Source organism: uncultured Phenylobacterium sp., assembly GCF_902826855.1.
Classification (GTDB): domain Bacteria; phylum Pseudomonadota; class Alphaproteobacteria; order Caulobacterales; family Caulobacteraceae; genus Phenylobacterium.
In genome coordinates this window covers 1-6,267 of record NZ_CADEGK010000243.1, presented here as the reverse complement: position 1 = coordinate 6,267, position 6,267 = coordinate 1, and the positions used below count along the sequence as shown (strand labels likewise).

At 70.8% G+C, this 6,267-nt stretch carries 7 protein-coding genes; 1 reads left to right on the top strand and 6 read right to left on the bottom strand.

Going from position 1 to position 6,267, the window contains the following annotated elements; all coding sequences use genetic code 11:
* From QZV94_RS22150 to QZV94_RS22130, 5 genes are all read right to left on the bottom strand, one after another.
* Positions 1 to 873, bottom strand: an 873-nt coding sequence (locus QZV94_RS22150) for a DUF2493 domain-containing protein (protein ID WP_293682071.1), incomplete at its 3' end; no start/stop codon positions are given.
* A 132-nt stretch (positions 874 to 1,005) separates the two neighbouring features.
* Entirely contained in the window at positions 1,006 to 1,872 is an 867-nt protein-coding gene (locus tag QZV94_RS22145; protein ID WP_293682068.1) for a hypothetical protein, read from the bottom strand.
* A 23-nt stretch (positions 1,873 to 1,895) separates the two neighbouring features.
* Complete coding sequence (locus QZV94_RS22140; RefSeq protein ID WP_293682065.1) at positions 1,896 to 2,402, bottom strand: GcrA family cell cycle regulator; 507 nt, start codon at positions 2,400 to 2,402, stop codon at positions 1,896 to 1,898.
* 75 nt (positions 2,403 to 2,477) lie between these two features.
* Positions 2,478 to 3,203, bottom strand: a complete 726-nt coding sequence (radC, locus tag QZV94_RS22135) for a DNA repair protein RadC (RefSeq protein WP_293682062.1) — start codon at positions 3,201 to 3,203, stop codon at positions 2,478 to 2,480.
* Complete coding sequence (locus QZV94_RS22130) at positions 3,196 to 3,498, bottom strand: hypothetical protein (protein WP_293682059.1); 303 nt, start codon at positions 3,496 to 3,498, stop codon at positions 3,196 to 3,198. Before QZV94_RS22130 ends, radC begins: the two co-directional genes overlap by 8 nt.
* 511 nt (positions 3,499 to 4,009) lie before the next feature.
* Here QZV94_RS22130 and QZV94_RS22125 point away from each other — a divergent pair.
* Entirely contained in the window at positions 4,010 to 4,375 is a 366-nt protein-coding gene (locus tag QZV94_RS22125) for a single-stranded DNA-binding protein (protein WP_293682056.1), read from the top strand.
* Positions 4,376 to 4,438: 63 nt separating this feature from the next.
* On the opposite strand, the gene QZV94_RS22120 is transcribed toward QZV94_RS22125, so the two are convergent.
* On the bottom strand, positions 4,439 to 6,267 hold a 1,829-nt coding region (locus QZV94_RS22120), incomplete at its 5' end, for a strawberry notch C-terminal domain-containing protein (protein WP_293682053.1).

Genomic DNA, 6,267 nt, shown 5'->3' with positions numbered 1-6,267 from the left:
GTTCAGGGCCGGTCCGAAGGGCTGCAAGCTGCCGCCACGGCTCGGATTGATCGAGTTGGCCAGGGTCAGGACGCAGACCGGATCAAGCTCCAGCATCTCGTCGTTGGCCCGGAACGGCGCCGCCCGACCATTGCGGTCGAAATCGGCTTTGGCGAGCACCAGGGTCACGCCCTTCTGCTTGGCCCACTTGATGGCGAGCTTTTCACCACCCCTGGCGCCTGAGGTGGCCAGAGCCATGTCCGGCCACTGAGCCAGCGCCCAGTTCAGGGCGTCGAAGATCCGCCCTGCGTCGTCGGCGGTGTCGGCCTGCGGGGCCGCGCGGAACGCCACGATCGTCGCGCCCGGGAACGCCGCCGCATGCTTGCGGGCCTTACTGGCCCGGATCGCATCGCGGGCCTCGATCTGCGCCGCTGTGGTGCGGGACGCCTTCACCGACCCCTTCCAGGGGCTCCAGACATCACCCGTCGAGGTGGTGTAGCTGGCGGCGGCCGCGTCGCGGATAATCTCCAGGGCGAGGGTCGCCACGTCCGCGGTGCGGGCTTTCAGGGTCGCCTCCTGGATCTCGACGTCGAGGATCTCCGAGCCATCGAAGTCCCGGATCAGGCCGTTCAGGGTGTCGCGGGCTTTGTCGGCGTCGCGTTCGATGCGCTGGGCGGCGGAGTGGAAGGCTCCGATCAGGGCCTCGCCGATCAGGGTCTGGAAGTCCTCCAGGGCGGAGTCGCTGACGAGATCGAGCACTTCATTCATCAGGCCATGGCCGAGCTGGAGCAGGGCGTCTTCGGGCGGATGGGTGCGGGCGTCTTCGAGACGGAGAGTCTGGGCTTCGTAGTGCGTCAGCCGCTCTGAGGTGGGGGGTAAAGGCGAGAACTGCATGGGGTGATCCCTGGAGTGGGGGTTGGAGGGTCGAGCCCGTCGGCTCGTGACCGCCTCGCGCCGACAGGCGGCGGCCCCCACAAGGGCTTTGAGCGCAGCGTCCCTTGTGGGGGACGACGGATGGTGGCGAGGTCACTGGAGCCAAAGGGCCGTCCCGAGACCCCGCTTGGGAGTCGCCTCATCTCGCCTGGCCGCCCGCCGCCACCCGGCGCGCGCGGCCAGGAAGTCGATCGCTTCAGGGCAGCCGCCGACCCCAAGGGCGAAGCGCCCAGCCTCGTCCCAGGCGTTCTGATCGCGACCCTCGAACCGGGCCGCATAGGACCAGGCCATGCTGTCGGCCGTGGCCAGCCTGGACCGCACCGCCGGCTCAAAGAGCGAGGTCTGCTTGCAGCCGAACCCGTGCAGCCGCAGGTCTGGCCGGTCAGACAAGATGGCGTCGAGGATGGCGGCGATCACACCCGGATCGCCCTGACGCTTGCAGAGCGAACCCACGCCCACCCAGGCGCCGTAGCCTATCCGCGCGCCATACCCCTCGAGGTGGCGTCGATAGTCGTCAGGCGTCCGTCCCTGCAGCACGGGGAGGAGATGCACGCCGGCCGTGCCGGCCGCCCGGATGGCGTCGAACCGCGCGATGGTGAGCGCCTGATGGCGTCCGACCGTCAGGCCCGTCGCGCGCAGGGCGACGGGCTCGCACATGTAGTCCTGCGTCGAGGCCGCGATCAGGCCTGTCCCCGCGAAGCGCCGGATCATCGCCGCGTAGTCGTCCGTGGACTGTTGGAAACCACCCCTCAGGGCGACCTGGGTGAAAGCCCCCGAATCCAGAAACCAGGGTGCGTCACACCCGAGAAACGGCACATCACCAAGTCGGTCCCGCAGCACATTCGCCGAAACGCACACGCGGAATCCCCGCAAGGTCAGCGGCCAGGCCAGTCGCGGATGGTGGATGCCAACGTAGAAGCGAAAGTCCACATCGGCTGTGAGGCGAGCGGAGGGCGTCATGGCGTTGCTCCGGACACGAACGCTCAGAGCAAGCCGGCCAAGGCGCGCCTCACGACCGGATCGCGGTCGGCGCGCCAGGCGGTCCCAGGCCGCACGCCCCGCTGCCCGTGGGCCGCGCAGTAGCGGCCATCGGCCTGCCGGCCGCAGAAGCTGAAATCAGGGCTCTTGGGGTCGCCGATCGGCCACTTGCAGGCGTGGGCGCCCAGCTGGGCCATATCCCCGACCAATCCCGGGTCCTCGGGCGTCAGCGCAAAGGCCTGAACGGGCGACCGGGCGGATGACTTGCGAAGGACAGGGGCCGCCGCGGCGGCTCGGCGCGGTCGCTTGGGCCGAGGAGTCGCGGTGCGCGGCGCACGCGCCGGAGCGGACGCAGCCGCCCGGCCGCTCAGCCCCAGGCGATGGACCTTGCCGATAACGGCGTTGCGGGTGACGCCGCCCAACTGCTTGGCGATCTGCGACGCCGACAGGCCGTCGAGCCAGAGCTGGGACAGGGTGGTGACGCGGGTCTCGGACCAGCCAGATTCAGACATCGGAATTCCTCCAGATGCGCTCCCATCGAGCGCACCCGGACCGGCCCTTCCTCCTCCTCACGCCGCACCGGCCGCCTACATCAGCCCCAAGGCCCGAAGGCTCGCCACCTGGTCGCCCCCGACCACAAAATGGTCGTGGACCGCGATCTGCAGCGCGCGGGCGGCCGCCACCACCTGCTGGGTCATGTCGATGTCGGCGCGCGACGGGGCCGGGTCGCCCGACGGATGATTATGGGCGAGCACGATGGCGCTGGCCGACAGCTCGAGCGCCCGGCGCACGATCTCGCGCGGGTAGACCGGCGCGTGGTCGACGGTCCCCTCCGCCATCCGCTCGTCGGCGATCAGCTGGTTCTTCTTGTCGAGGAACAGGACGTGGAAGGCCTCACGCGGCAAGGCGGCGAGCCGCGTGCGCAGATAGGTCCGCACCGCCTCGGTCGAGGTGAGGACCGGGCGCTGGCGCAGGGGGTATTCCAGCGCGCGCAACAGGAGCGCGTGGAGCAGGCCCAACTGGCGGGCCGCTGCCGCGCCGATCACCCGGGCCAGGTCGCCCTCGGCGGCGCCAAGCACGCGGCCGATGCCGCCGAACCGCGCCATCAGCGCGTCGGCGGCGGCCATGGCGTCAACGCCCGGCGTCAGGCAACGCTCGAGAACGAGCGCCAGGGTGTCGCCCTCATCCAGGCTGGCGAGGCCGAAGGCCGCGAACCGCTCCCGCAGGTCCTCGCGCCCTCCGCCGGCCGTGAGGACCAAAGGCGCCGCGGCCTCCGCCACGCCGGGCGAAAACAGATCTCGCTGCTCAGCCATGGGGGCGCCCTTTCGGGTCGCCATCCGCGCCGAGCAACGCCGCGTGCTGCGAATGGTAGCGCTGAACCGTGTGGACGGCCGCGGCCCACACCTCGGCGGCCCGCGCGGCGTCGGGCTCGAAGGCGTCGAGGCCAAGGGCGAGGTACGGAATCGCCCAATCGCAATCCTCCTCGAACCAGCCGGCGCCGCTGTAGGCGGTCGCCTGGAGCGGTTCGGGAAGGCGGGCCAGCGCGGGCAGCGAGATGCGGATGCCCCCGTGCGACGCGGTCGAGACGGCGACGGCGTCCGGGCCCAAAGGAGTCAGGTGTTGGATCGGTCCCCAGGGCGAGGAAGATCCGACGGTCGGCGGAAAGGGGTACAGCATGGCCAGGTCCAGCGCCGGCCCAGGACCCATTCCCCGGCCGGCTCGCCCGGCGCGCCCCTTCCTTTCCCTTTTCATGCGGACAGCAGCTCGCAGCGTCGCGGGCGACCAGGCGCCTATGGGCGTCTCGCGGCAAGCGCCCTCACCGAGGACGTGGCCAAGTTCAGCGGCATCGTCAGATCTTCTCGGAGATGGCGCCGGGGCGGCAGACGGTCCCCCGCAATCAAGTCCGCAACCCTAGGCCGGGCCGCTCAGGGCGGAAGCCGACCTCGCCAGCGAGGCGGCCCGTCCGGACCCTCCGGTCTTCGCGGCTAGTGCGCTGCAGACCGGTTTCCAGACCGGCCGGGCCTCCGCCCGTCGCTGAACCCCGGCCTGGACGGTGGCGTGATCGCGGCAGGGACCGCGGGCCGCCCAGGCCTCTCTGGGCGGAAGATGGAGAACGACGATGCTGAACCAGGTCCAACTCATCGGCTTCACGGGCGCCGAACCGGAAATCCGCACCACCACCTCGGGCAAGCCGGTCGTGACGCTGCGGGTCTGCACCAGCCGCTACAGCAAGACCAAGGGTGAGCGGAAGGACTACCCCACCTGGCACCAGGTGGAGATCTGGACCCCCGCGACGGTGAACTGGCTGGCCTCCAAGGGCCTGCCGACCGGGGCCAAGGTCTTCGTCCAGGGCGAAATCCGCCACGATCGCTACACCGACAAGGACGGGGTCGAGCGGTTCTTCTCCAAGGTCGTCGTGGCCGCACCCGGCCAAACCCTGACGGCGCTGCACCGTCCCGAGCCTACCCTCGCGGAGCCCGCCTGACGAGAAAGCCCCGCCCGGCGAACCGGGCGGGGCGCTTCGTTGCAGGGCAGTTTGAAACCCGGCCTACGCCGCCGCCGGCAGCACCGTCTGCACCGGCCATTTCGCCAGGATCGCGGTCAGCACCTGCGGCTGGTCGATCGGCACGAACACCCGCGGCGTGTATGCGATGATCTCGACGAAGCAGCCCAGCGCCGTGAACGCCGCGCGCTGCGAAGCCGCCCCGACCACCTCCATCCGGTAGCGGTCCATCACCTTGGCCCGCCGCAGCCACAGGCCGCCCGCCAGGGAGAAGGCGGCGCCCTCCCCGAGGACGAGCGGAGCGGTCGCGGCGCCGTCGGCGAAGGCGCTGGCGGTGTCGGTCAACCCCAGCGCCACCTTCAGCTGCGGGACCTGGCCGGGATCGAGCACGCGGCCCAGCCAGCGCCGGCCGTCCGGCGCCTTCAGCCGGCGGACCGAGGTCGCCTTGTCGGGCAGGCTCGACCAGATCGGCAGCAGGAGGCCCGACACCAATACCAGATCGCGCGAGACCCACGGGTCCGCCTGAACGATCTCGGCGTCCCAAGCCGTGCGCCAGGCCGCCTCGCCGACGTCCTCCCACGCCGATTCCTCGAACCCTTTGAGCGAGGCGATCGAGCGCTTCTCCGGGCGGATCAGGCGCACGGCGGGGATCAGCCGATCGTCGTCGTTGGTGGTGGTCAGGCCCTGGACCACGAGGGCGGCGCGGCCGGACTTGCTGTTGACCGCGAAGATCACCCCGTCCCGGTCGAGGCCCGCCAGGGCGTCGACGGCCGAGGTCAGCTGGCGCACCGTCCGAACCTGGAAGCGGGTGAGCCGGGTCTCCGCGCCGGTGACGGCGTCGGTGCGGATCACCTCCTCGTCCGAGATGACCACGTCGTCGGCGACGATGTCCTCCATGCCGCGGTCCAGGGCGCCGGACGCCTGGGCCCGCTCCAGGATCGAGCCCAGGATCGCCTCGAACGCCGCGAACAGGCTGTTCTGATCGGCGATCCGCAGCGCCAGGAGCCGGTTCAGGAAGGTGTTCATCGGCGGCATGTCGTCGGACTTCTTGAGGTTGCCCTCATGGTCGAGCAGCCGCAGGCCGGTCTTGGCCTCGAAGGTCTCGCGGTCCATCGCCTCGACGTTGCCGAAGTGCAGGCCGATGTAGAAGGCCTGCAGCGCCCGGTGCGCCCACGGGCTTTCGAGGTTGTCCTCGGCGCGGAACAGGCCGTTGCCGGCGGTCCGCCGCTCGCCCCGGGTCAGGGCGCCCAAGCTGTCCAGGCGCCGCGCGATCGTCGAAGTGAACCGCTTCTCGCCGTGAATGTCCGTGGTCACCGGCCGGAACAGCGGCGCCACGGCCTGGTTGGTCCGATGCGACCGGCCCAGGCCCTGGATCGCCGCATCGGCCCGCCAGCCGGGTTCGACCAGATAGTGGACCCGGCGCTGCTGGTTCGCGACGCCCAGGTCGGCGTGGTAGCTGCGGCCCGTGCCGCCGGCGTCGGAGAACACCAGCACCCGCTTCTTGCCGGCCATGAAGGCGTCGGTCTCGGCCTTGGCGGCCGAGGCGCTACGCCGCTCCACCACCCGGCGGCCGTCACGCCGGACCACCCGGCGGCTGCGGCCGGTGATCTCGGCCACCAGTTCGGTCCCGAGCGCATCGAGCACGGCGTCGAGCACACCCGGGACCGCCGGCAGGCAGGCCAGGTGCGTGACCAGTTCGTCGCGCAGCCGCAGGGCCTCCTGGCTGACCACGGGTACGCCATCGACCGTCACCGGGACCATGGTCACCGCCCCGTCCTCGTCCTCGATGGCGTCCATCGCCATCACCGGGAAGGCGCCCATCAGATAGTCGAACACCTGGTCCTTCGGCGTCAGATCGACGGCGAGGTTGTTCC